General features: G+C 36.9%; 18 protein-coding genes. 16 read left to right on the top strand and 2 right to left on the bottom strand.

Annotated features, from left to right (window positions below; all coding sequences use genetic code 11):
* Positions 1–233 precede the first annotated feature (233 nt).
* The 10 genes from tdh to spoVK all read left to right on the top strand — a co-directional run bounded on the left by tdh (position 234) and on the right by spoVK (position 12937).
* A complete protein-coding gene (tdh, locus tag K9B36_RS01130; RefSeq protein ID WP_223700138.1) occupies positions 234–1274 on the top strand; it encodes an L-threonine 3-dehydrogenase in 1041 nt (346 codons plus the stop codon).
* A 46-nt stretch (positions 1275–1320) separates the two neighbouring features.
* Positions 1321–2499 (top strand): glycine C-acetyltransferase, encoded by a 1179-nt coding sequence (locus K9B36_RS01125; RefSeq protein ID WP_223700136.1) that lies wholly within the window; start codon positions 1321–1323, stop codon positions 2497–2499.
* Between the two features lie 162 nt (positions 2500–2661).
* Positions 2662–4212, top strand: coding sequence for a tRNA (N6-isopentenyl adenosine(37)-C2)-methylthiotransferase MiaB (miaB, locus tag K9B36_RS01120; RefSeq protein WP_223700134.1), 1551 nt, complete (start codon positions 2662–2664; stop codon positions 4210–4212).
* A gap of 1 nt (position 4213) precedes the next feature.
* Positions 4214–4645, top strand: coding sequence for a RicAFT regulatory complex protein RicA family protein (locus tag K9B36_RS01115; protein WP_223700132.1), 432 nt, complete (start codon positions 4214–4216; stop codon positions 4643–4645).
* 296 nt (positions 4646–4941) lie between these two features.
* On the top strand, positions 4942–5481 hold the full coding sequence (locus K9B36_RS01110) for an outer spore coat protein CotE (RefSeq protein ID WP_223700130.1): 540 nt from the start codon (positions 4942–4944) through the stop codon (positions 5479–5481).
* Between the two features lie 173 nt (positions 5482–5654).
* A complete protein-coding gene (mutS, locus tag K9B36_RS01105; RefSeq protein WP_223700129.1) occupies positions 5655–8261 on the top strand; it encodes a DNA mismatch repair protein MutS in 2607 nt (868 codons plus the stop codon).
* An 18-nt stretch (positions 8262–8279) separates the two neighbouring features.
* Positions 8280–10160, top strand: coding sequence for a DNA mismatch repair endonuclease MutL (gene mutL / locus K9B36_RS01100; RefSeq protein ID WP_223700128.1), 1881 nt, complete (start codon positions 8280–8282; stop codon positions 10158–10160).
* A 192-nt stretch (positions 10161–10352) separates the two neighbouring features.
* The gene (miaA, locus tag K9B36_RS01095) at positions 10353–11303 is read left to right on the top strand and encodes a tRNA (adenosine(37)-N6)-dimethylallyltransferase MiaA (protein WP_223700127.1); all 951 of its coding nucleotides are present in this window, start codon (positions 10353–10355) and stop codon (positions 11301–11303) included.
* Between the two features lie 30 nt (positions 11304–11333).
* Entirely contained in the window at positions 11334–11561 is a 228-nt protein-coding gene (hfq, locus tag K9B36_RS01090; protein ID WP_223700126.1) for an RNA chaperone Hfq, read from the top strand.
* Positions 11562–12016: 455 nt separating this feature from the next.
* Complete coding sequence (gene spoVK / locus K9B36_RS01085; protein ID WP_223700966.1) at positions 12017–12937, top strand: stage V sporulation protein K; 921 nt, start codon at positions 12017–12019, stop codon at positions 12935–12937.
* 73 nt (positions 12938–13010) lie between these two features.
* Here spoVK and K9B36_RS01080 read toward each other — a convergent pair whose 3' ends face one another.
* On the bottom strand, positions 13011–14516 hold the full coding sequence (locus K9B36_RS01080; RefSeq protein ID WP_223700125.1) for a phytoene desaturase family protein: 1506 nt from the start codon (positions 14514–14516) through the stop codon (positions 13011–13013).
* 107 nt (positions 14517–14623) lie between these two features.
* Between K9B36_RS01080 and K9B36_RS01075 the strand changes: the two genes are divergently transcribed.
* Entirely contained in the window at positions 14624–15700 is a 1077-nt protein-coding gene (locus K9B36_RS01075) for a glycosyltransferase (RefSeq protein ID WP_223700122.1), read from the top strand.
* A 120-nt stretch (positions 15701–15820) separates the two neighbouring features.
* On the opposite strand, the gene K9B36_RS01070 is transcribed toward K9B36_RS01075, so the two are convergent.
* Positions 15821–16429 carry a trimeric intracellular cation channel family protein gene (locus tag K9B36_RS01070; RefSeq protein WP_223700120.1) on the bottom strand — a complete coding sequence of 203 codons (609 nt, stop codon included), beginning with the start codon at positions 16427–16429 and terminating at the stop codon, positions 15821–15823.
* Between the two features lie 186 nt (positions 16430–16615).
* Between K9B36_RS01070 and hflX the strand changes: the two genes are divergently transcribed.
* The 5 genes from hflX (at position 16616) to K9B36_RS01045 (ending at position 22351) form a co-directional block, all read left to right on the top strand.
* Positions 16616–17884 carry a GTPase HflX gene (gene hflX, locus K9B36_RS01065; protein ID WP_223700119.1) on the top strand — a complete coding sequence of 423 codons (1269 nt, stop codon included), beginning with the start codon at positions 16616–16618 and terminating at the stop codon, positions 17882–17884.
* 13 nt (positions 17885–17897) lie between these two features.
* A complete protein-coding gene (locus K9B36_RS01060) occupies positions 17898–19166 on the top strand; it encodes a methionine gamma-lyase family protein (protein ID WP_223700118.1) in 1269 nt (422 codons plus the stop codon).
* 574 nt (positions 19167–19740) lie between these two features.
* Positions 19741–20130, top strand: coding sequence for a MerR family transcriptional regulator (locus K9B36_RS01055; RefSeq protein WP_223700116.1), 390 nt, complete (start codon positions 19741–19743; stop codon positions 20128–20130).
* Positions 20131–20195: 65 nt separating this feature from the next.
* Positions 20196–21530: a type I glutamate--ammonia ligase gene (gene glnA / locus K9B36_RS01050; RefSeq protein WP_223700115.1), complete on the top strand. Its 1335-nt coding sequence runs from the start codon at positions 20196–20198 to the stop codon at positions 21528–21530.
* Positions 21531–21724: 194 nt separating this feature from the next.
* Complete coding sequence (locus K9B36_RS01045; protein ID WP_223700114.1) at positions 21725–22351, top strand: DUF421 domain-containing protein; 627 nt, start codon at positions 21725–21727, stop codon at positions 22349–22351.
* The last annotated feature ends 232 nt before the right edge of the window (positions 22352–22583 follow it).

Below are 22583 nucleotides of genomic sequence, written 5' to 3'. Positions count from 1 at the left end.
TAGGCGCTCCCAGTAGCCTACTCGACTCTGTATGCGCAACCCAACATTGGCTAATTAAATATCAAAATCTAGCAACTTTATGTAAGCGCTTTATAATAAAATTTAAAAAATTTATCCTACACAGTCACATGTGCATTTCCAGTGGACAGTGATGTTTACTCATTCATTCTTAGATGATACAATATTACTAGATTTAAAGAATATATGAATTGTTTAGTGAAGGAGTGTTCTCTGTGAATGGAAAAATGAAAGCGATTGTGAAACATCACCGTGGATATGGAGCAGAACTTCAAATGGTCGACATCCCGAAAATTAAAGAAGATGAAGTATTAATTAAAGTGAAGGCAACATCAATTTGTGGAACTGATGTTCATATATACACTTGGGATGAATGGTCCCAAAGCCGTGTTAATCCTCCCTATGTATTTGGTCATGAATTTGCTGGTGAAATTGTTGAGGTTGGAACTAAAGTAACAAATGTAGAACTTGGAGATCAAGTTTCTGCTGAAACTCACCTTGTTTGCTATGAATGTCCACAATGTTTAACAGGAGACTACCATATTTGTAAAAATACTAAAATTATTGGTGTAGATACACATGGCTGTTTTGCAGAATATGTAGCTCTTCCAGCTGTGAATGTTTGGAAAAACCCTAAAGATATGCCATACGATGTAGCATCTGTTCAAGAACCAATGGGGAATGCCGTTCATACCGTACTGGCTGGTGATGTAGCTGGAAAAACAGTGGCGGTTATCGGATGTGGTCCTATAGGTATTATGGCGGTTGGTGTCGCAAAGGCCGCAGGGGCATCCGAAGTAATCGCGATTGACTTGAATGAATATCGCTTAGATTTAGCTTCTAAAATGGGTGCAACCTATGTAATTAATGCTAAAGAAGAGAATCCTGTTGATAAGGTATTAGCTTTAACAGGTGGTGACGGAGTAGATGTGATTTGTGAAATGTCTGGTCACCCAGTGGCAATGAATCAAGGCTTTAAAATGGTTACAAATGGTGGCCGGGTATCCATTCTTAGCTTGCCTGTCCGTCCTGTTGAACTAGATATTACTAACGATGTAGTATTTAAAGGAGTCACAATTCAAGGTATAACCGGCAGAAAAATGTACACAACATGGCAGCAAGTTTCAAGATTATTAAAATCTGGTCAAGTTGATGTGAAGCCGATGATTACACACCATTTTCCACTTGAGGATTTTGAAAAGGGCTTTGATTTAATGATTTCTGGTCAGTGTGGTAAAGTAGTTTTACAACCATAAATTGAACTTAAATAAGATGAATCAATTATTTTCAGGAGGGGTTTTAATGAAAGGTTTTGAGTACCTACAAGAAGAATTAGATCAAATGAAACAAGAAGGCACATTCCGGAAGTTAGTTGCACTTGAGTCTGATCAGGGATCCAAAGTTGTTATAAATGGAAAAGAAGTGATTCAATTATCCTCTAACAACTATTTGGGGTTAACGTCTCATCCACGTCTAAGAAAAGCAGCCCTTGAAGCGGTTGAAAAGTACGGAGCAGGTACTGGGTCCGTTCGTACAATTGCAGGCACATTTACGATGCATGAGGATCTTGAAAAAAAGCTAGCTAAATTCAAACATACCGAAGCCTCCTTAGTGTTCCAATCTGGTTTCACTACAAATCAGGGAGTTTTATCAGCCATTCTATCACCGGAGGATGTCGTTATTTCTGATGCTTTGAATCATGCTTCCATTATTGATGGCATCCGTTTAACTAAGTCAGCACGTAAGGTGTACAAGCATGTGGACATGGAGGATTTAGAGCGCGCTTTAAAAGAATCTGCAGATTATCGTAAAAGACTAATTGTAACAGACGGTGTGTTCTCAATGGATGGCAATATCGCTCCGTTAGATAAAATAGTGGAGCTTGCTGAAAAGTATGATGCACTTGTTATGGTAGATGATGCGCATGCATCAGGTGTTCTTGGCGAAAATGGGCGAGGTACCGTTAATCATTTTGGTCTTGATGGACGAGTTCATATCCAGGTAGGGACATTAAGTAAAGCGGTTGGTGTACTTGGTGGATATGTGGCAAGTACACAATCACTAATTGACTATTTAATACACAAAGGAAGACCATTCCTTTTCAGTACATCACATCCACCAGCTGTAACTGCAGCTTGTGATGAAGCAATTCAAGTACTATTAGAAGAGCCGGAATTAATTGAAAAACTTTGGGATAATGCAAAGTTCTTCAAAGAAGGTCTCGAGAAACTTGGCTTTGACACGGGTCACAGTCAAACTCCTGTAACACCAGTAATTGTAGGGGACGAAGCTTTATCGCATAAGTTCTCTGATAAATTATTAGAATATGGCGTGTTTGCACAAGGTATTGCATTCCCAACCGTAGCAAAAGGGTTGGCGCGTGTGCGTACCATCGTAACAGCGCAACATTCAAAAGAAGAACTTCAAGAAGCTCTTGATATTTTTGAAAAGGCTGGAAAAGAGTTGGGTATTCTTTCTTAATTCCACAATAAAAGAGAGACACCATGGTAACATGAGTGTCTCTTCTTCTTTGTGTACATTTTTCTACAGGTTTTCTATTTTTATTGTTTAAGGCTGGATAAAATTATATACTATGATAATGTGTAGAGTTTTATTCACTCTATAGGAAGGAGTCATCACAAAATGAATGAAAAACAAAGAGTTGAATCACAACAAGTAGTAGCTGGGAATCTACCGGACAAAAAATCCGAGAAGGATTTCAGCAAATACTTTGAAGCGGTATATGCGCCACCTTCCTTAAAGGATGCTAAAAAACGAGGTAAGGAAGAAGTTAATTATCATAAAGACTTTCATATTGCAGAAGAATTTCAAGGTCTTGGAGAAGGCAAGAAATTTTATATTCGTACCTATGGCTGTCAAATGAATGAACATGATACAGAGGTAATGGCTGGTATTTTCCTAGGCTTGGGGTATGCTCCGACGGATACAGTAAATGACGCGGATGTAATTCTTCTAAATACATGTGCTATTCGTGAAAATGCAGAAAATAAAGTTTTTGGAGAATTAGGTCACTTGAAAACTCTGAAGAAAACACGTCCAAACCTATTAATTGGTGTTTGTGGCTGTATGTCTCAAGAGGAATCTGTTGTAAACAAAATCCTAAAAACGTATAACCAAGTTGATATGGTTTTTGGAACCCATAACATTCACCGTTTACCAAACATACTGAAAGAAGCTTATATGTCTAAAGAGATGGTATTGGAAGTATGGTCTAAAGAAGGAGATGTTATTGAAAACCTTCCGAAAGTCCGTAAAGGTGAAATTAAGGCTTGGGTTAATATCATGTATGGCTGCGATAAATTCTGTACGTATTGTATCGTTCCTTATACACGTGGCAAGGAACGTAGCCGCCGACCTGAGGATATTATTCAGGAAGTTCGTCATTTGGCTGCACAAGGCTATAAGGAGGTCACTCTGTTAGGACAAAATGTTAATGCCTATGGAAAAGACTTTGACGACCTACAGTATGGCCTCGGTGATTTAATGAATGAAATCAGCAAGATAGATATTCCTAGAATACGCTTTACCACAAGTCATCCTAGAGACTTTGATGATCGTTTAGTGGAGGTTCTTGCTCAAGGTGGAAATTTACTTGATCATATTCATCTTCCTGTACAATCTGGAAGTTCAGAAGTTTTAAAGATGATGGCAAGGAAATATGATAGAAAACGCTATTTGGAGCTGGTTGGTAAAATTAGAACGGCCATGCCTAATTCATCTTTAACAACGGATATTATTGTTGGTTTTCCTAATGAAACAGATGAACAGTTTGAGGAAACACTATCTTTATACAGAGAAGTGGAGTTCGACACAGCTTATACCTATATTTATTCACCACGGGAAGGAACACCTGCTGCCAAAATGGAAGATAATATTCCGATGGAAGTGAAAAAGGAACGTCTGCAACGTCTGAATGCTTTAGTAAATGAAACTTCAGCAAAAAAAATGCAAGAATACGAAGGTAAAATTGTAGAAGTTTTGGTTGAGGGAGAAAGCAAAAAGAATCCGGATGTACTTGCAGGATATACAGACAAAAGTAAGCTTGTAAACTTTAGAGGGCCTAAGTCTATTGTTGGTAAAATCATCAAAGTAAAAGTCACCAAAGCAAAAACCTGGTCTCTTGATGGAGAACTGGTAGATGAAACTGTAGAAGAAGCAATGGGGGTAAATTAATATGACAATGTATACAAAAGAGGATATTTTAGAAAGAGCAAAAGAATTAGCTCAAATGATCTCTCAAACAGAAGAAGTAGACTTTTTCAAACGTGCAGAAGCACAAATCAATGAAAATCAGAAAATCAAAGAAATGGTTGCGAGCGTTAAAAGCTTACAAAAGCAAGCTGTGAACTTCCAACATTACGGAAAACACGAAGCGTTAAAGAAAACAGAGCAAAAGCTTGATAATCTTTTACAGGAATTAGATGAGATTCCAATTGTTCAAGAATTCAAAACTTCCCAGCAAAGTGTTAATGAGCTTTTACAAATAGTTTCTTCTGCTATTACAAACAAAGTTACAGATGAAATTATTGTCTCTACCGGTGGAGATGTACTACGTGGTGAAACAGGTAGTTATGTTAAAAATAGTAATGGTGGAAGCTGTAGTTAAGTTGATAAACGGCAGGAATGTGCGGTTTTAAACTAGCTATTTACGCAATCCTAATAAAGGCAGTATGGATAAAAAATATCCGTACTGTCTTTTTTTGTTTTCAGAAAGACAATAACTGCCTCTCATCTAAAAATTCCATAAAAAATAGGCACATATCTGGGTAAGCTTGCATACAATGAACTATACGTTAATGTGTTAGAAATTATTTTTTCTGTTGTAATTTTAATCAAAACACAATAGTCATTTAACCCGCATAGGATGAAATGAAGATTGTAATGAGGAGGGTGTATGCTCGAATGTCTGAATACAGAGAAATTATCACAAGAGCAGTTACCGGTAAAGGTAGAAAGTTTACGCAGTCTAAACATACGATAAGTCCCTCGCATCGTCCTACAAGTATTTTAGGATGCTGGGTCATTAACCATAAGTATGATGCGAAAAAAGTGGACGACACAGTAGAAATCGCAGGATTTTATGATATTAACGTTTGGTATTCCTACAGTGACAATACGAAAACGCAGGTAGTAACAGAAACTGTATCTTACACAGATGTTGTAAAGCTACGGTACAAAGATGATAACAGCATTGGAGATGAGCATGAGGTGGTTGCCCGGATTTTACAGCAACCTAACTGCTTGGAAGCTAGTATTGCTTCAACAGGTGCTAAGGTGGAAGTGCAGGTTGAAAGGGAATTTTTAGCCGAAATAATTGGAGAAACCAAAGTGGTGGTAGAAGTTCATCCGGAAACATTAACAGATGACACCGATTGGGATGTTGATGATGAAGACTTTGAAGATCTAAATCCTGACTTTATTGTAGACGGATACGAAGAGTGAAAAGAAGAATTCTAGGGAGAAAAACTTCCTAGTATTCTTTTTTTGTTTTGTAATTTAATATTCGGCTGTTGAGCTACTTATATCTACACTCATCTTTAACAGATCCTATAAGATAAAGAGAAAATATGATATAATAGGTAGCAAAAACAATGGATAAAAGTTGGGGGACTAACATGGCTTCTTATACGCCTATGATACAGCAATATTTGAGAATAAAGGCAGATTACAACGATGCCTTTTTATTTTTTCGTCTTGGAGATTTTTATGAAATGTTCTTTGAGGATGCAATTAAAGCTTCTCAAGAACTTGAAATTACTTTAACAAGTCGTGATGGAGGCAGCACAGAGCGGATACCTATGTGTGGCGTTCCTTATCATGCAGCACCCAATTATATAGAGCAACTTATCAACAAAGGTTTTAAAGTAGCTATATGTGAACAGGTGGAAGATCCTAAGCTTACAAAAGGTGTTGTCAAAAGAGAAGTGGTTCAGCTTATCACGCCAGGTACTGTTATGGAAGGTAAAGGCCTGAGTGACAAACAAAACAACTTCTTGACCACAATAACTGAATTTGAAGATAGTACTTTTGGTATCGCTTATGCAGATCTTTCAACAGGGGAAATGCATACTACTATTCTTTCAGGTCCTACCCACCAGCTTGTAAATGAAATCTATTCTATTGGTGCAAAAGAAGTAGTGGTAGACGAGAGTTTCTCAGAAAATATTATCTCCATGCTTAAAGATAGAATGGTTGTTACATTTTCCTACGAGACAACAACAACCGTTCCGCATGAATTCAGCCACATAGTAGAGAAGCTTGAGCAAGAAAAGCTGTTAATAACAGTTGGACGCCTTTTGCATTATCTGAAAAAGACTCAAAAAAGGAGTCTAGATCATTTGCAGTCAGCTTTGTTTTATGAATTGGACAATAAGATGAAAATAGATCTATTTTCAAAGAGAAATCTTGAACTGACAGAAACGATTCGCTCTAAAGGAAAAAAAGGCTCGCTCTTATGGTTATTAGATCAAACAGTTACGGCAATGGGTGGCAGGCTTTTAAAACAATGGATCGACCGCCCGTTAATTAAGAAAGACCAGATTGAAGCGCGTCTAACAATAGTAGAAACGTTAATGAAGCAATATTTTATAAGACAGGAAATACGGGACAGATTAAAAGAAGTATATGATTTGGAGAGGCTTGCGGGGCGAGTGGCATTTGGAAATGTGAATGCAAGAGATCTTGTACAACTGCGAAAGTCTTTGTCGCAAATACCTGCTTTAAAAGATGCAATAAAGGAACTTCCAATTGAAACGACCACAGTATTAGAAAATATGGATGAATGTGCAGAACTTACTGATCTTTTGCATATTAGTCTGATTGAACAACCTGCCCTTTCTGTTAAAGAAGGAAACATGATGAAGAATGGCTTTCATGAGGAATTGGACAAATATCGAGATGCACGAAAGAATGGTAAAACATGGATTGCTGAATTGGAAAAACGCGAACGAGAACTGACAGGTATTCGTTCCTTAAAAATAGGATACAACCGTATTTTTGGATATTATATTGAAGTTACTAAAGCAAATATTGCTGCATTACCTGAGGGGCGTTACGAAAGAAAGCAAACATTAGCAAATGCGGAACGGTATATTACCGAAGAACTTAAAGAGAAAGAAACACTCATTTTGGAAGCGGAAGAAAAGATTGTCGCTTTAGAATATGAGCTATTTCTTAAACTACGGGAAGAAGTAAAGGCATATATTCCACGATTGCAATGTTTAGCGAAAGCTGTTAGTGAACTGGATGTTCTTCAATGCTTTGCCACAATTAGTGAAGAAAGACATTACACTAGACCTACATTTAATGACGAACGAAGAATCCACATTAAGGACGGGCGGCATCCTGTTGTAGAAAAAGTAATGGAATCCAATGAGTATGTACCAAATGATTGCACGATGGATAAGGAGAGAGAGGTTCTTCTTATAACTGGTCCCAATATGTCAGGTAAAAGTACGTATATGCGACAAGTGGCTTTAACGTCCATTCTTGGCCAGATTGGTTGCTTTGTACCGGCAAGTGAGGCATCTTTGCCAGTTTTTGATCAAATATTCACAAGAATTGGTGCAGCGGATGATTTGATTTCTGGTCAAAGTACCTTTATGGTTGAAATGTTGGAAGCACGTAATGCCATCGTTTACGCAACACAAAATAGTTTAATTCTATTTGATGAGATCGGGAGAGGAACTTCTACCTATGATGGAATGGCCCTTGCCCAAGCATTGATTGAATATATTCACGATAAAATTGGAGCCAAGACCTTGTTCTCCACGCACTATCATGAACTAACAACCTTAAATCAGGATTTGGACAACCTTAAAAATATCCATGTTAGTGTAGTTGAACAAAATGGAAAGGTCGTTTTTCTTCATAAGATGAAAGAAGGCCCAGCCGATAAAAGCTATGGAATTCATGTAGCCGAATTAGCTGAATTACCGCTAGAATTAATTGAACGTGCGAAAACCATCCTCGAAAAGCTAGAAGCCGAGCCTGAGAAAAAAAGCGTAGTAGTAAAGAACGCACAGGATACCGATCTTGATCCAATAAGCCAGCTCTCTTTTTTTGAATTAAAGGATGAACAAACAATAAGTGACGAAAAATTAAAAAAGTCAGAAACTCAAGCACTCGAGAAAATTAAAAAACTAGACTTATTAGATACGACACCAATAGATGCTCTTAATAAATTGTATGAAATTCAAAAACTATTAAAAACAAAAAAATAGAAGAAAGGAGGAATTGGGTTGGGAAAGATATTTCAATTAAGCGATAGCTTAGCTAATAAAATTGCTGCTGGAGAAGTGGTTGAACGACCTGCATCTGTAGTAAAAGAATTAGTAGAAAATGCGATAGATGCAAATTCTACCATTATTGAAATTGAATTGGAAGAAGCTGGATTATCTAAAATTCGAGTATTAGATAATGGTGATGGTATGGACCAGGAAGACTGTCTTACTGCCTTTAATCGTCATGCAACAAGTAAAATTAAAAATGAAAATGATCTTTTTCGTATTCGCACGCTTGGATTCCGTGGGGAAGCGCTCCCTAGTATCGCTTCAGTTTCACTGTTTGAAATAACCTCTTGTACAGGGGAGGGACCAGGTACTTACCTGAAATTCAAAGGCGGGCAATTAGAAGCGGAAGAAAAGTCCAGCAGCCGAAAAGGGACGGATATTAACGTTCAGCATTTATTCTTCAATACACCTGCTCGATTGAAATATATGAAAACTATTAACACAGAGCTTGGTAACATATCAGATTTGGTTAATCGATTTGCGCTTGCCAACCCTGGCATTTCCTTCCGTTTATCTCATAATGGGAAACGAATGATGTCTACTACAGGTAGTGGTGACAGTCTGCAAGTAATGGCATCTATATATGGAATGAATATTGCCAAAAAAATGATTCCTATTTCATACTCTTCGTTAGACTTTGAAATAAAAGGTTATATTTCTCTACCAGAGATAACGAGAGCTTCCAAGAATTATATTTCTACGATTATAAATGGGAGAAATGTTAAGAACTATACCATTATAAGAGCGATCCAAGAGGGATATCATACTCTTTTACCTATCGGCAGATTTCCGATTTGTTATTTGCAAGTAGAAATGGATCCCATTTTAGTAGATGTTAATGTACATCCAGCTAAACTAGAAGTCCGTTTGAGTAAAGAAGAGGAACTTTACCGCTTGATTAGTGATGGAATAAAAAATTCATTCCAACAAAAACAGCTTATCCCTTCAAATGACTCTAAAAGACCCGTAAAGTATACATTGGAAAATAAACCTTCCCAGCAAGCTTTCACTTTAGAGCATAAACAGGACAGTGAAGAATTGCCACCGTCAAAAAGCTCAGTAGTTGCAGTTGCAGAACGCGAAAGCAATTCTTTTCTAACAGAAGAACCAGAAAAAAGTACTTTATTTTCCTCAGAAAAGGTTAATGAGCCTTCTGACAAGGGTATGGTTTTGGGTAACAAGGAAGAAGTGGTCGACTGGTTGGAGGATCAAGAAAACCATGAAGAGGTAGAAGAAGAGCTAACATCCAGAATTCCTCAGCTTTATCCTATAGGTCAAATGCATGGCACCTATATTCTTGCCCAGAATGAAAATGGTCTTTATTTAATAGATCAGCATGCAGCACAAGAAAGAATTAATTATGAATATTTTTATAAAAAGCTAGGTCAAGATGACCGTAATCTTCAAGAGCTACTTGTTCCTTTAACCATTGAATGTTCTTTAGATGAATATTTATTTCTCGAAGAAAACAAAAAAGCTTTCGAAGAAGTTGGTGTGTTTTTAGAACCTTTTGGACATCAAACGTTTGTCGTAAAAGCATACCCAGTATGGTTTCCAAAAGGGGAAGAGCGGGAAATTCTTGATGAGATGATGGAACATGTGATGGAAAAGAAAAAAATAAACCTAAGCGACTTGCGTGAAGAAGCAGCGATTATGATGAGCTGTAAAGCTGCAATAAAGGCGAATCGTCATTTAAAATCAGAGGAAATAACTTCTTTATTAAATACATTAAGAAAAGCGGATAATCCTTTTACATGTCCGCATGGAAGACCGATCTTGATTCATTTTTCCACTTATGATATGGAGAAGATGTTTAAGCGTGTCATGTAGACAGTTGTTGCTTCATTTTTAAGTTAAACTATAATATTGCTTTTTTATTTTCTAATCTTTGGCAAAGCTCTAATAGACACAAGTACTAAAAAGCATGCTTTAAATTAGCTTTTATAAAGATAGTTTGGACAACTTTAAAAATGGGTATAATGAATTCTTGTGATACAGATTATTTGAGAGAGTGAATATGTATTGGGTAAAAAACAGAAAGTGGTAGTAATTATAGGTCCAACTGCGGTTGGTAAAACAAGGTTAAGTGTGGAGTTAGCTAAAAAAATAAATGGAGAAATTATTAGTGGGGACTCGATGCAAATTTACAGGGGAATGGATATAGGAACTGCTAAGGTAACACATGATGAAATGCAAGGAGTTCCGCATTACCTTATTGATATTAAAGAACCCACGGATACTTTCTCTGTAGCGGAGTTCCAAAAGGAAGTACGCCACCTTATTGAAATTATTTCTCAAAAAGGATGTATTCCCATTATCGTAGGAGGAACAGGGCTCTACATACAATCTGTGCTGTATGACTATCAGTTTTCGGAGACTGGCAAAGATGAAAAAGTCCGACTGAGTATCGAAAAGCGAGTGGAAGAGCAGGGGATTGATGAGGTTTATAAACAACTTCAACAGATTGACCCTAGAAGTGCTGAACAGATACACCCAAATAATGTGCGAAGAGTTATACGGGCATTAGAAGTATACTACACAACAGGGAAAACGATGACAGAATACCAACAGTCCCAGCAACATGAACTGTTATATGATGTTGCATTCATCGGTTTAACAATGGACAGGGAAACATTATATAATAGAATCAACCAACGTGTAGATCTAATGGTAGAGAACGGGCTTTTTGATGAGGTGGAAAGTCTTTTTCAAAAAGGTATCAGGGAATGCCAGTCCATACAAGCAATTGGTTATAAAGAGCTATATGCCTACTTTGATGGTCGATTGACTAAACAGGAAGCAGTTGAAACCTTGAGGCAAAACTCTAGAAGATACGCTAAACGTCAACTTACTTGGTTTCGAAACAAAATGGATGTAACCTGGTTTGATATGACCGATACTGTTTTTGAAGAAAAGTTACAGGAAATTTTTTCTTTTGTAGCAGGAAAGCTGGAATTTGAAGCGAATATGTAACCAATATAGAGATAAGAGGAGGACGAAAAGATGAAGCAATCAATCAATATCCAAGACCAATTTCTTAATCAGCTAAGAAAAGACGGAACAAGTGTCACCGTATTTTTATTAAATGGATTTCAACTTCGAGGTTTAATTAAAGGTTTTGATAATTTCACTGTTCTGTTAGAAACTGAAGGTAAGCAACAGTTAATTTATAAACACGCTATTTCAACTTTTTCTCCATCAAAAAATGTTCAAATTGAAACAGAAGCTTAAAACCAGCCTAATAGCTGGTTTTTTTCGTTATCAAACACCAGACGTGGAGTCTCCGCCATATGCTCCAATCCTCGCTAGATTAGCCTTATGATCAACACGCAACTTTGACAGAGCCAATATTAAAAGCACAAAGCACTAGTATCAATTTAAAGCAAAAGTAACAATCAATGCGAAAACAGCCTAAAACATTCATGATAGTCCTTTACAAATCATATAGTTAAGTAGAAAATAGTGTTTTCATTTTATATAAATGAAAATATATAAAATCAAATTATTTCTCGGGAAAGCGCATATTATGACAAATTTGTCAATAGAATGAGAAAAAAGAAGAATTATGTTGAAAATAATCGCATTAAAGGCAGAAAAGTAAACCAGGCGGGTGTTTTTCACAATTGCAGCAGGAAATATTCTCGTGTTATGGAGGGAATGTGAGGTGAACGCTCTTGGAACAGTCAATGACAACAAACAATGGAAAAATTAATATTGTATTAAATGGGCAAAAAAAACCTATTAAAGTGAAGCATGTTCAAACGATAGAAGAAAATGATATTTATCCAAAGCATGCGATTTTGAAAGAAATAGAACGTGAGCTAGGAGAGCTTGTTGGTCTTCAAGAAATGAAAAAGGTTGTCAAAGAAATATATGCTTGGATTTACGTTAATAAAAAGAGAGAAGAAGCGGGGCTTAAAACAGAAAAGCAAGTATTGCATATGATGTTTAAAGGTAATCCTGGTACAGGTAAGACGACGGTTGCTAGGTTGATTGGGAAATTGTTTTGTGACATGAATGTCCTGACAAAGGGTCATTTAATAGAAGCGGAGAGAGCAGACTTAGTTGGAGAATATATCGGACATACGGCACAAAAAACGAGAGATCTTGTCAAAAAAGCTCTTGGGGGAATTTTGTTTGTCGATGAGGCTTACTCTCTTGCAAGAGGTGGGGAAAAGGACTTTGGAAAAGAAGCCATAGATACTCTTGTAAAGCATATGGAAGATAAACAACACGAATTTATTTTAATTTTAGCAGGCTATCAAAGGGAAATGGAGGATTTTCTTAGAACCAATCCAGGATTAGTCTCCCGATTTCCGATAATAGTTGACTTTCCTGATTATTCAGTGGATGAATTAATGGAGATTTGTATGAGGATGTTAAAGGAACGAGAGTATGCATTGAGTAAAGAAGCGGAATGGAAATTACGTGAGCACTTAATTCAAATGAAAACCGTTTTGCTTCCCTCTGCTTTTAGTAATGGACGTTATATAAGAAATATCTTGGAAAAATCAATTCGGACACAAGCCATGAGACTACTGACTCTAGATCTTTTTGAAAAAGCTAATTTGATGACAATTGAAAGTAAAGACTTAATTTTAGAATAGAAAAATAAAAATAGCGTGACAGTCCCTAAGTTAAAGAGACTATCATGCTATTTTAGAAATTTCACCCTTAAAACTAGCCGATACTCTTGCTGATATGTTCGATATCCTCTTTGATCTCATCTGCAGTTAATTGACCTGACAATGTTACCATCGGAACGCCGCCGCCTGGATGAGTTGATCCACCTGTGAAATAAAGATTTTCCACTACTTTACTTCTGCATGGAATTTTAAAACCTCCGTTTTTCTTGCGATCTGTAACTACCCCATAAATGGACCCTCCGTTTGAGCCATAAAGATTATTGATGTCATTTGGCGTAAAGCAGTATTCAAACTCGATGGATTGCTTTAAGCCGCCCATTCCCATCCTCTCAAGTTTGTTAAGAATATTTTCACGATAAATATCCTTATACTCTTTCCAACTTTCTCCTTTTTTTAAAGGAGGAACATGGGTGAGAACAAATAAATTTTCTTTACCCTCTGGTGCTTGGCTAGGGTCTGATTTTGAAGAAACACCAATATAGATAGTAGGATCATCTGCTGGCTTCCCATCGTTGAAGACTTCTTGAAATTCAGTTTCTGGATCTTTTGAGAAAAAGAAATTATGATGAGCTAGTTCCTTAAACTGCTTGTTTACTCCTAATAATAAAACTAATCCCGAAACGCTAGGAGAATATTTAGTTAAGTCTTTTGCAGCACGCTCAGAGTATGGAGCATCTTTTAATAAGTGTTCATAGGTTGGAATGGCTTCAAGATTAGAGACAATAAGATCTGCCATTATTTCCTCGCCGTTTTCAAGTTTTATCCCTGTCGCTTTATTACCTTGAGTCATGATTTTTTTGACAGAAGCATTAAGTTTATATTCTACCTGCAGCTCATCAAGTAAACTCTGCATCGCTTCTGCAATTTTGTACATACCGCCTTTTACATAATAAATTCCCAAGCCCATCTGAACATGTGTTAGTTGGGATAATATAGCTGGAGCGTTATAAGGGGAAGAACCTACGTACATGATCATAAAATTGAAAAGTTGCTGTAAATGCTTATCTTCAAAATACTTCTTTGTTATCTGATCCATGGATTTCATTGGCTCCATCCCCAATAATTCCTTCAGATTGTGCAAAGCCCGTAGTTCACTGAGCCCTGTTAAGCTTTTCTTATAAAAGCTTTTTAAGCTATATTCATACATCTTGCTGCAATAATTAAGATATTCAAAGAATCCGTTTGCATCCTTAGGGGAAACGGATCTTATTTCTTGGAGCATCTTAGGAAGGTCACTAGTTACATCGATTTTCGTTCCGTCTTCGAAAAAAGTCCTCCATTGAGGTTCTATTCTTTCTAGAGTGATATAGTCATGTAAATTTCGATTTGCACTAGCAAACAGTTGCTCTAGAACCCAGGGCATGGTTAAAATAGAAGGACCTGTATCAAATGAAAATCCTTTACCGTACCGTTTATTTAACTTTCCACCTAGACGTTCGCCTTTTTCAATAATTTGGACACTTAAGCCATCCGCTGCTAAACGAATAGCTGTAGACATTCCACCCAATCCCCCACCAATTACTATTACTTTCTTTGACATAATACTCCTCCTGATTTAGAAAATTATTTTAAGGCTAATTATATTTATTACCCTTTTGTTTAACACTCATAACTTTTAGGTAAGAATTAATAAAAAAGGAGGCAAATATGTTCATAATTGTTGCAGTAACTTTTATTCTTGGATATATCCTGTTTTATCATATTCCTATTTTCGATGATAAGAAATCAAGACTCCAAAAGAATAATTTAGGGTCTCTTTCAATCATTGTTCCAGCAAGAAATGAAGAACATAATCTCCAATATTTATTAGGTTCTTTAGCTCCTTATAAGGATAAATTGAAAGAAATAATCGTAGTAGATGACCATTCTACAGATAGCACAGCTAAAGTTGCTAAAAACTTAGGTGCAAAAGTGATTAGTCTTAAAAGCTTACCGAAAGGGTGGTTTGGAAAATCCTTTGGTTGCTGGAGTGGGGCAAAAAGTGCTTCGGGTGAAATCTTTCTTTTTTTAGATGCAGATACCATGGTAGAGAAAAACGGACTGGAAAGATTACTTCGAGGTTTTCAAGGGAGAGGCGAGATGATTACCATCCAACCTTATCATAAAACAGAAAAATTTTATGAGTCTTTTTCATCTTTTTTTCATCTTGTTATAATGGGTTCGCTTGGCGCTTTTCACCCATTTAGCAAATGGTTTCCGACTAAAGGTGCATTTGGACAAGCGATGCTGGTTAGTAGAGAAGACTATTTCAGTTGGGGTGGCCATGAATCCATACAGGGGCAAATTATGGAGAATATGGCGTTTGGTTTTAAGGCGTTTGAACTTGGAGGAAGAGTACGTGCTTATAGTGGTAAAGGTGCGATCACGATGAGAATGTATCCTGAAGGTTTTTTTTCCTTAATCCAGGGCTGGAGCAAAAGCTTTGCAAGTGGAGCTATGAATACAAATCGTATGTATTTAATTATCGTTTCCTTATGGATAAGTGGCATAATGACATTTTTGCTTAATATACATACCTTTTCCTTACCTTTAGGTTTATTCGTTTATTTACTATTTGTCTTTCAGTTAGGAAGGATTCTTCTTCGTGTAGGTAATTTTAAGTGGCACACTAGTTTATTGTTCCCTATCATGTTATTGTTCTTTATATTTGTTTTTGGCTACTCATGTTTTCGTACTTTTATTAAGAAAAATATTACCTGGAAGAATAGAAAAATTGATATGTAGAAAGAGTGTTTCAAAATGCTAATCTAACTGACGGACCCTTGTAAATATCTTTTGTGGAAACAAAAAGGATGGAGAAAAATCCCCATCCCTTTTGACACACTATTATTTAGAAAAGATGTGCTAAGCTTGTTGAAGCAAAGCACGGTTCGGCAGTTTCCATTTGTAGGTGTAAGAAAGGACCCGTAATGTAACAACACCAATGAAAAGCACAAATAATTGTAATGGTGTAGTTGCCAAACCAAAACCGATGATTAATCCGGCGAGGATTGCCCAAGCAGCGTAGATTTCCGAACGCAAAACTAATGGTTTTCTGCCGGCTAATAGATCTCGTATAATTCCTCCGCCACTTCCTGTCAGTACGGCAGCTACAACTACTGCACTAATTGGGTGATTCATGCTGGTGGCAAATAATGCACCTTGAATAGCGAAAGCTGCTAGTCCAATAGCATCAAAAAAGTTTCCCCGTTTTCTCCAGTGGCGTAAGAGATTGTTAGGGAATAAAAACACAGCAGTCATTGCTACAAGAGCTACTTGAAAGAGCATCCCTTGGTCCCATAAAGCAGAAATTGGAACTCCTATTAATAAATTGCGAACAGCTCCTCCGCCAAATGCAGTAACAATGCCTAATATATAAACTCCAAGAATATCATATTCTTCTTCCATAGCCACAATTGCTCCGCTTATTGCAAAAGCAATTGTTCCAATAATACTAAAGACTTCCCACGTCATATAAATCACTTCACTTTCCTAGGAAAACAATAAGGCCTATCTGATTTTATAAAGAATCTACAAGGAAATCAATAGGTATAATAAATATTAGTGAAATTAGCTTAACTTTGATATCATTAGATGAAACTTACATAATAGTTATTGGGGAAAAATAGTAATCATTAAAAAGTAAAAGGGGTATCGCTATTGAACGAAACACAAAATAATGAAAAAGAACGAGTTATATTAATTGGTTGTCAATTGCCTAAAAATGATGATGAATCTTTCCAATATTCCATGGAAGAGCTTGCATCTCTAACTAAAACAGCAAACGGAGAGGTGCTTGCTACACTTACACAAAAGCGGGAACGGAGGCACCCTGCAACCTATATTGGGAAAGGGAAACTAGAAGAACTCGTGCAATTAGAAGAAGAGCTGGAACCGGATATTATAATCTGCAATGGGGAATTATCTCCAAGTCAGAATAGAAACCTCTCTAAAGTTTTGAATGCACGAATCATTGACCGTACTCAACTTATTCTAGATATTTTTGCGCAACGAGCGAATTCTAAAGAAGGGAAACTTCAGGTTGAATTAGCTCAACTTCAATATTTGCTGCCTCGTTTAACTGGAAAAGGTGTGGAACTTTCCCGTTTAGCAGGAGGCATAGGCACTAGAGGTCCGGGGGAAACAAAATTAGAATCAGACCGGAGACATATTAATAGAAGGATTGTTGACATTAAGCAACAGCTTTCATCAATTGTGAGTCACCGGGAACGGTACCGTAATCACAGAAAGAAAAACCAAGCGTTTCAGCTCTCTTTAGTCGGTTATACAAATGCCGGAAAATCAACAATCTTTAATCGAATAACAGAAGCTGGTGCTTTTGAAGAAAATCTACTTTTTGCAACATTAGATCCGACCACACGGAAAATCAGTTTGCCATCAGGATTTCAAGCGCTCTTAACGGATACGGTAGGTTTTATTCAAGATCTTCCTACCTCTTTAATTGCTGCTTTTCGGTCAACTTTAGAAGAGGTAACACAGGCGGATTTGATTCTTCATATTGTTGACAGCTCAAGTCCTGATCACGCTAATCACGAAAAAACAGTGGATAAGCTATTAAAGGAAATAGGGGTAGAAGGAATTCCAATTCTTACGATTTACAATAAAAAAGATAATGTATCTGAATCTTTTGTACCTTCCTATAACGAAGAAATGATGCATATAAGTGCCTTTAATAAAAGTGACATAGCTGAGCTGATTAGAAAGATAGAAACTCTGATACAAAGAGAAATGAACCCTTACACTATTTTAGTTTCTTCTTCAGAAGGAAAGCTAATTTCGCGATTAAAGCAAGAGACTATTATACAAGATACCGAGTTTATCGAAGACAAGGATAGCTATCGAATAGAAGGATATTCCTTTGAAAATTCTAAATTAGCTGTTGAGATAAAGACTAGAACGCAAAGTTAAGAGGAGAATGGAAATGTTTCGTAATTTACTGCACGGGGAAACAATCAAACCAATCGTTGCAAAAGTGGAAAATCAGCTAGATGAATTATTTAAGAAAGTAGACTATCGTATTGAGTCGAATCAATTTAGAGTGTTGAACAGTTTTCAACAAAACAGAGTAAGTGATTCGCACTTTATTCCTTCAACAGGTTATGGATATGATGATAATGGAAGGGATACCTTGGAAAAAATTTATGCAAATGTTTTTGGTGGGGAAGCAGGATTGGTGCGCCCGCAAATCATTTCAGGAACTCATGCTATCTCTATTGCGCTATTCGGTGTGTTACGACCAGGGGATGAGCTCGTTTACATGACTGGTAAGCCCTATGATACGCTAGAAGAGATTGTCGGAATCCGGGGCTCTGGTGTGGGTTCTTTAAAAGAATTTAATATATCCTACAAAACAGTTGATTTAAAGAATAATCGCGGAATTGACTGGGAATCAGTGAATGCTGCTATAACCCCAAACACCAAAATGATTGGAATTCAACGATCAAAAGGATATGCTACACGACCTTCTTTTACAATAGAAGAGATAAAAGAAATGATCACTTTTGTTAAGGAAATCAAACCTGACGTTGTTGTTTTTGTCGATAACTGTTATGGAGAGTTTGTTGAGTTGCAAGAGCCTTGCCATGTAGGTGCGGATTTAATCGCAGGGTCACTAATAAAAAATCCTGGTGGTGGAATTGCTAAAACCGGCGGATATATTGTAGGTAAAAAAGAATTAGTCGAAGCTTGTTCTTATCGTATGACATCTCCTGGAATTGGTGCAGAAGCCGGAGCCTCGCTCTACAGTCTTCAAGAAATGTATCAAGGTTTTTTTCTTGCTCCACATGTGGTTGGCCAAGCTTTAAAAGGTGCCATGTTTACAGCAGCACTTTTAGAAGAGTTTGGAATGAATACGAGCCCAAGCTGGGATGCGCCAAGAACAGATCTGATTCAGTCTGTACAATTTGATGATAAAGACAAAATGATTGCGTTCTGCCAAGCAATTCAATATGCATCACCAATTAATTCACATGTTACACCATACGCCGACTATATGCCGGGTTATGAAGATGATGTGATTATGGCTGCTGGAACCTTTATACAAGGAGCTAGCATTGAATTAACGGCAGATGGTCCGATTCGTCCACCTTATGTTGCTTACGTCCAAGGAGGCTTAACTTATTCACATGTGAAAATCGCAGTGTGTAGTGCGATTGATCATCTGATATCAAAACAGCTGCTTGAAGTATAGATGTTTGAAAGAAAGGCTCTGTAAAAGTTGTTTTTTGATAATAAACCTATTCCAGCGATGATTGGAGCAAAAGGCGGAGGCTCCAACGGGCGATAGCGGAATACTTGCGACCCCGCAGGCACAGCCGAGGAGACTCCAGCACCGCCCCGTGGAACGCGCAGCCTTTTGCGGGAATCACCAGCGGCGTTTAGCACTGCCAAAAGAAAAAGTAATTTCCTTTCCTATTGAAATATATCCTTGTATAAAACAATTTGAGGCTGCCTGCTGGGTGGTCTTTTTTTGTTATCTGAAATCTTTAAGAAAAACTTAGTTTCAAATCTGAAGATTAGGGGATTTATAAGAGGTATGGTTAATTGATCAAATTCGCTCTGATAAATACTTCATCATGATTGACATTATTTAGAGTGAAATAATCAAATGCGGTCTTTAAAAGTAGCCAAAATAAGAAAATATCCCTCTAAAAACATAGTTTATGAAAAATGATGTTAGAAAACCTTACATATTCTTGACAGGATACCTAACATGAGATAAACTTAAGTTAACTTCACAGGAAATAGTGAAAGGAGGATTTGTAATGAGTGACAATATAAGACGCTCTATGCCGTTATTTCCGATGAGTATTGTGATGCAGCTTACGGAATTGTCCGCTCGGCAAATCCGTTATTATGAGGAAAATGAATTGATTTTCCCTGCACGTACGGAAGGAAATCGCCGCCTTTTTTCATTCAATGATGTTGATGTATTATTAGAAATTAAACATCTTATTGAACAAAAGGTTAATATAGCAGGAATTAAACATTTGATGGCTGTCAAAGAACAGAACGCAAAACCACAGCAAGAAGTGGTGGAGAATGTTTCAAAACCTGATTTATCGGATGAAGAACTTCGCAAACTTTTACGAGCAGAAATGACACAAAGAAGAACTAGTCTTCGTCAAGGGGATATGTCAAGATTTTTCCATTAATCGTTAGTATGAGTAAGGTTTATTAAAAAACTAATATAGTGATAATTTTGAGGAGGAACATGAAAATGGCAAAGTACACACAAGATGATATTAAACGTATTGTTAAAGAAGAAAACGTAAAGTATATTCGTTTACAGTTCACTGACATTCTTGGAACAATTAAAAATGTTGAAATTCCTGTTAGTCAATTGGAAAAAGCGCTTGATAACAAAATGATGTTTGACGGATCTTCCATTGAAGGGTTTGTACGTATTGAAGAGTCTGACATGAACTTATATCCTGATCTAGATACTTTTGTTGTATTCCCATGGACATCCGAAAAAGGTAAAGTTGCCCGTTTTATTTGTGACATCTACAACCCGGATGGTACTCCGTTTGAAGGAGATCCTCGTGCAAACCTAAAGCGTGTATTAAAGGAAATGCAAGAACTAGGTTTCTCAGATTTCAATCTTGGACCTGAGCCGGAATTTTTCCTTTTCAAATTAGATGAAAAAGGCGAGCCTACATTAGAGCTAAATGATAAAGGCGGTTATTTTGACTTGGCGCCAACTGATTTAGGGGAAAACTGCCGTCGTGATATCGTTCTTGAACTTGAAGAAATGGGCTTTGAAATTGAAGCGTCTCACCATGAGGTTGCCCCTGGCCAACATGAAATTGACTTCAAATATGCAGATGCAATTAGAGCATGCGATGACATTCAAACATTCAAGCTAGTAGTTAAAACGATTGCCCGCAAGCATGGCTTACACGCTACTTTCATGCCAAAGCCATTATTCGGTGTTAATGGATCTGGAATGCACATGAACCTTTCTTTATTTAAAGATGGTGAAAATGCATTTTACGACAAAAACGGTGATTTAGAATTAAGTAAAACAGCAAAACAATTTATTGCTGGTATCATTGAACACGCTCCAAATTTCACAGCGGTAACGAACCCGACTGTAAACTCTTACAAACGTTTAGTGCCAGGATATGAGGCTCCTTGTTATGTTGCATGGTCCGCTCGTAACCGTAGCCCATTAATTCGTATTCCAGCTTCACGTGGTATTTCCACTCGTGTAGAAGTGCGCAGTGTTGATCCTGCAGCAAATCCATATTTAGCAATGGCTGTGCTATTAAAAGCAGGTCTGGATGGAATTAAAAATAACATGGAAGCTCCAAAACCAATCGACCGAAATATTTATGTAATGAACAAAGCAGAACGTATGGCTGCAGGTATCGTAGATCTGCCTTCCACATTGGCTGCTGCTCTTGATAATCTACAAACAGATGAAGTTATTCAATCTGCTCTAGGGGAACACTTACTAGAACACTTTATTGAAGCAAAAGAAATAGAATGGGATATGTTCCGTACCCAGGTTCACCCATGGGAGAGAGATCAGTATTTAACTCAATACTAAAAAAGAAGCCCTCTTGTTACTAAGGTAACAAGAGGTTTTTTTATATGTGGTGGTTTTAATGAACCTGTTAACCAAATTTTTAGCACCTAAATGTAATAAGAGACAAACTTATTTCAAACCAATAATTTCACCTGATTAGGAAATAATAAGAGAAATCTATAAAAGGAATTAATCTTATAAAGGTGGTAAATTAAATGGACTTTAGCTGGATCTGGAAAGCTATCTTAATTACAATAATAGGCACATTTCTTTTGCGGGTTGCTGGGAGAAAGTCCATTTCACAGATGACTCTTGCGCAGGTCGTTATTATGATTGGGATCGGATCCTTATTAATCCAACCTTTGGCAGGCAAAAGTGTATGGACAACTTTTGGTGTTGGGGCTGCACTTGTTTTAACGTTAGTGGTGATTGAGTTTTTACAATTAAAATCAGATTTTCTTGAAAAACTTATTACAGGAAAGTCTAAAGTAATAATAGAGAACGGAATATTGCAAGAAAAAACACTAAAAAAATTAAGATTTACGGTAGATCAGTTAGAAATGAATTTGAGACAGCAAAATATAACGAAAATTAGTGATGTTAAGTGGGCTACATTAGAACCCAATGGCCAACTTGGATATGAACTAGTAGAAGAGGCAAAGCCAGTGACAATGAAAGATCTCACACTGCTACATCAAGAACTTCAACTTATAAAATTGTTAATAGATCCTGAAGCGGCTACAAGTAATTTTAATAATAATAACAGTAGTGGTAATTTGTTTACCGAAGTTAAAAATAAAAAGCATTCAATGAAAGAGCAACCGCCGGAACATTTGGACTGATATTTTCAACTTTTCAGTTCATTAAAAATGGGTCTTCTGAAAAAGTAGCTTTAAGCTATTGAAGTGTCTACCAAAGTTATCTTATGGGAATATTACTTCACGAATACATAGAAAAGAGCAAACCTGCAACATTAAGTGATATCAGATTAAGAAAAAACGGCTTAAAACCAAAATCTCAAGTTTTCATAAGAGATTTTGGTTTATTTATTTGACTATTGTTTCTGGCATTTAA

This window comes from Sutcliffiella deserti (assembly GCF_020037475.1).
In the GTDB taxonomy this organism is placed as follows: domain Bacteria; phylum Bacillota; class Bacilli; order Bacillales; family Bacillaceae_I; genus Sutcliffiella_A; species Sutcliffiella_A deserti.
Note: the sequence above shows the minus strand (reverse complement) of the source record. Positions and strands in the feature narration are given on the sequence as shown.

Bases quoted from the DNA above. Each gene is read 5' to 3' on its own strand.
- mutS (WP_223700129.1), top strand. From the start codon at position 5,655: ATGGCTTCTTATACGCCTATGATACAGCAATATTTGAGAATAAAGGCA.
- K9B36_RS01110 (WP_223700130.1), top strand. From the start codon at position 4,942: ATGTCTGAATACAGAGAAATTATCACAAGAGCAGTTACCGGTAAAGGT.
- K9B36_RS01045 (WP_223700114.1), top strand. From the start codon at position 21,725: ATGGACTTTAGCTGGATCTGGAAAGCTATCTTAATTACAATAATAGGC.
- K9B36_RS01070 (WP_223700120.1), bottom strand. From the start codon at position 16,429: ATGACGTGGGAAGTCTTTAGTATTATTGGAACAATTGCTTTTGCAATA.
- K9B36_RS01060 (WP_223700118.1), top strand. From the start codon at position 17,898: ATGTTTCGTAATTTACTGCACGGGGAAACAATCAAACCAATCGTTGCA.
- K9B36_RS01075 (WP_223700122.1), top strand. From the start codon at position 14,624: ATGTTCATAATTGTTGCAGTAACTTTTATTCTTGGATATATCCTGTTT.
- K9B36_RS01080 (WP_223700125.1), bottom strand. From the start codon at position 14,516: ATGTCAAAGAAAGTAATAGTAATTGGTGGGGGATTGGGTGGAATGTCT.
- K9B36_RS01055 (WP_223700116.1), top strand. From the start codon at position 19,741: ATGAGTGACAATATAAGACGCTCTATGCCGTTATTTCCGATGAGTATT.
- hfq (WP_223700126.1), top strand. From the start codon at position 11,334: ATGAAGCAATCAATCAATATCCAAGACCAATTTCTTAATCAGCTAAGA.
- K9B36_RS01115 (WP_223700132.1), top strand. From the start codon at position 4,214: ATGACAATGTATACAAAAGAGGATATTTTAGAAAGAGCAAAAGAATTA.
- miaB (WP_223700134.1), top strand. From the start codon at position 2,662: ATGAATGAAAAACAAAGAGTTGAATCACAACAAGTAGTAGCTGGGAAT.
- K9B36_RS01125 (WP_223700136.1), top strand. From the start codon at position 1,321: ATGAAAGGTTTTGAGTACCTACAAGAAGAATTAGATCAAATGAAACAA.
- spoVK (WP_223700966.1), top strand. From the start codon at position 12,017: ATGACAACAAACAATGGAAAAATTAATATTGTATTAAATGGGCAAAAA.
- glnA (WP_223700115.1), top strand. From the start codon at position 20,196: ATGGCAAAGTACACACAAGATGATATTAAACGTATTGTTAAAGAAGAA.